This is a genomic window from Streptomyces sp. NPDC050388, assembly GCF_040655635.1.
Lineage (GTDB): Bacteria > Actinomycetota > Actinomycetes > Streptomycetales > Streptomycetaceae > Streptomyces.
In genome coordinates this window covers 1-2,699 of the sequence record NZ_JBFAKH010000229.1, presented here as the reverse complement: position 1 = coordinate 2,699, position 2,699 = coordinate 1, and the positions used below count along the sequence as shown (strand labels likewise).

Annotated in this window: 1 protein-coding gene and 1 pseudogene; both read right to left on the bottom strand. The window is 70.1% G+C overall.

From position 1 onward, the window contains the following. Positions 1-27: 27 nt before the first annotated feature. Positions 28-225, bottom strand: coding sequence for a hypothetical protein (locus AB0I73_RS40935; protein ID WP_363045459.1), 198 nt, complete (start codon positions 223-225; stop codon positions 28-30). Beyond that, positions 222-2,352, bottom strand: a pseudogene (locus AB0I73_RS40930) (Helicase associated domain protein). Before AB0I73_RS40930 ends, AB0I73_RS40935 begins: the two are co-directional and overlap by 4 nt. Between the last annotated feature and the right edge of the window lie 347 nt (positions 2,353-2,699).

Here is a 2,699-nt window from a genome sequence, read left to right as displayed (position 1 = left end):
ACCTGGATCAACGCGCGATCCCCCGCCTCAAGTCCTGGCGAACTCTCGGCAGCTGACCTCTCCAGTTCCAAGATCCCCGACAGAGTCAAGCTCAGAGAACGCCACGTCGCGCGCCCGCATCACCACCCTCGAAGAAGACCTGACCGCCGCCCGCACCAGCATGCGCCGGATGATCCGCACCGAGAACACGACTCGCTGAACGACACCACCATCCACGGCGGTCATGCCCACTCCACGCCCAGCTCCCGGAGTGCGTCGAGCTGTTCGGCGCTGAGTTTGTCTCGCCTCGATTTGGTGTTCGAGACCCACACACCGAGTCTCACGGTCACCGGGGCCGCCTCGCCGTCGACCGTGATCTCTTCGCTGTGGCCGCGCGGTACAGGCCGGTGGATGCCTTCCCGCTCCACCCACTGCGCGAGGGCCGTGAGGCCCCGCTGGAACGCCTGCTGAGCCTTGTTCGGGCCCCTTCGTCGCACGCCCAGCCACCGGTGCCGCAGGCGGCGCCTCGAGCGGCTTGACGCCCAGTTGGGTCAGCCTCTCCTGCTGCTCGGCGGACAGCTGCGCCCAGGCGCCCGGCTTGCGCTGCTGCTGGAGCCATCGTCCGATGTTGTCGCCGTCCATGAGTACGCCGGGTGCGATGTCGGGCAGTACGCCGTCGGCTTCGGTGTCGGCCAGGTCGGCGAGGACGCGGTAGTGGCGCTGCCAGTCCAGCGGCCAGGGGCAGTTCCAGTCCGGGTCGACCGCGGCCAGCTGCCCTGCGCGCGCGGCGGCCCGCTCGGGGTCCTTGCCGAGGCCGCCCTTGCGGCGCAGGTTCGCGACTAGCTGGCCGACGGCCACGGGTCCGCCGCCGGCGGGGTCGTCCCAGACGGCGTCCTGCCGGGGCGCGAGGTGCCCGGTGGCCCGCCGGTAGGAGCGCAGCGCGGCGAGCTTGGCCTCCCACGCCTCCTCGCTCGGCTCCCACACCATCCCGGCCTCGTCGAGGAGCTCCTTGCGGTGGGGGTCGAGTTCTCCGGCGCGCAGCGCCTTGCGCTGCTGGTGCACCCACCGCCCCAGGGGGAAGTCCTTCGTCACGCCGACCTCGACCTCAACGTCGTAGGGGACGGCGTACAGGCCGGTGATTTCGTTCTCCGCTCGCCAGCGGAGCAGGGCCTGGTAGCCCTCGAGCCAGACCAGGGACTGGGGGCGGATGATGCGGCAGCGGGTCAGGGCTGCGATGTCGGCGGCGTCGCGGGGGTGGGCGAATTTGATCATGATAGAGGTGACCCGGTCGACCTCCTGCTGCGCCTCGCTCGTCTCCTCACCGTCACCGCCGTCGGTTCCCGCTGCGGGGGCGGGGCGGACGTGGAGGCGTCGGCGCTCGGTGCCGCGGGTCAGGGCGCGGGAAGCGAGCTGGTCGACCATGCGCTCCGAGTGCGAGCGCAGCGCCTGGAGGATGTCGACCAGAGGCTGGTAGCTGGCCGAGGCGACCATGTCCTTCGGGTCCTCCCCAGGCTGCAGGAAGATCGGGATGATGATCCGCGCCGTCTTCACTGTGCCGTCCGGATTCGGGCGCAGCGCCCGCCCGATGTTCTGGACGATGTCGACCTGTGAGCTGCGTGAGCCGACGATGCACACCGCTTCCACACCGCGCAGGCCGGTGATGTCGACACCGACGCCCAAGGCCCGTACCGAGGCGAGGAACGCCCGGTGTACGCGCCGGTTCTCGGCGTTGCTGCCGTTGGCGAACCGGTGGATCACCTCGCGCCGGTGGGCGATGGGGTGGTCGCCGCACAGCCAGTCGGCCCAGACCCGGTCCGGGGGTACGTGGCGGCCGTCCTCGAGCTCGTACAGCTCGGCGCCGATGGAGGAGGCGGGCAGTTCCTCCGCATCGGCCAGGGCGGCGTCTGAGGCTTGGGCGGCGTACAGCTCCGCGGCGGTTGACGGCATCTGCTCGGCGAACGCCCAGGCTTCCTCGACCCTTTGGTGGAAGGTCATGACGGTGTGCAGGTTCATCTGCGCCGCGTGCTCAAGGAGCGCGGCCTGGAGCAGCGCCAGGCGCCGGCCGCGCAGCGCGTCCTCCGACAGCCCCAGGGTCGGGTCGAGGTCACGGATCTCCAGTACATCGATCTCGAAGCCCGCGAGGATCGAGCGTTCTACCGCCTCCGCCAGCCCGAGGTCGAAAATCCTGGTGCCGTAGGTGGCGCTGTCGTCCTCCATCGACGCGATCACCAGCTCCCGTCCGTCCCGGCCGCGCTGCGGACGGGGCGCGGCGAGGATGCGCGGGGTGGCGGTCAGGTAGAGCCGGAAGTCGATGGGGATGCGGGTGTTGTCGTGGATTGCCGCCCAGGGCCGGCCCATGTCCCCGGCCGTCATGTGCGCCTCGTCCGTTTTACCGACTGAGATGGTGTGTGAAGCGTTGCTGAACTGGCATTTGGCGTCCCGTGCATGTCCGCGAGGACGTGATCGTAGGCACTGTGATTGTGGCTTCGGTTCCGTTTCCGTGTGGGCTGGTGCGTTCACTGTTGCCTAGCGGTGTCAGCGCGGGGGTGTGGCGGTGAGGAGGACGGCGGATCGTATGCCGTTGGAGGTGGGCGAGGGGCGTGCTGTTTGGGAAGAAGCGGCCGGGGGCACGGCGCCCGTGGCCACGACGACGCCGACGGCTCCTGCAGCTCGCGGGCGCGCGTGTACAGCTCGGCCTCCAGGACCCGGCTCTGGTCGAC

Coding starts and splice junctions, on each gene's coding strand:
- AB0I73_RS40935 (WP_363045459.1), bottom strand. CDS start 225: ATGACCGCCGTGGATGGTGGTGTCGTTCAGCGAGTCGTGTTCTCGGTG.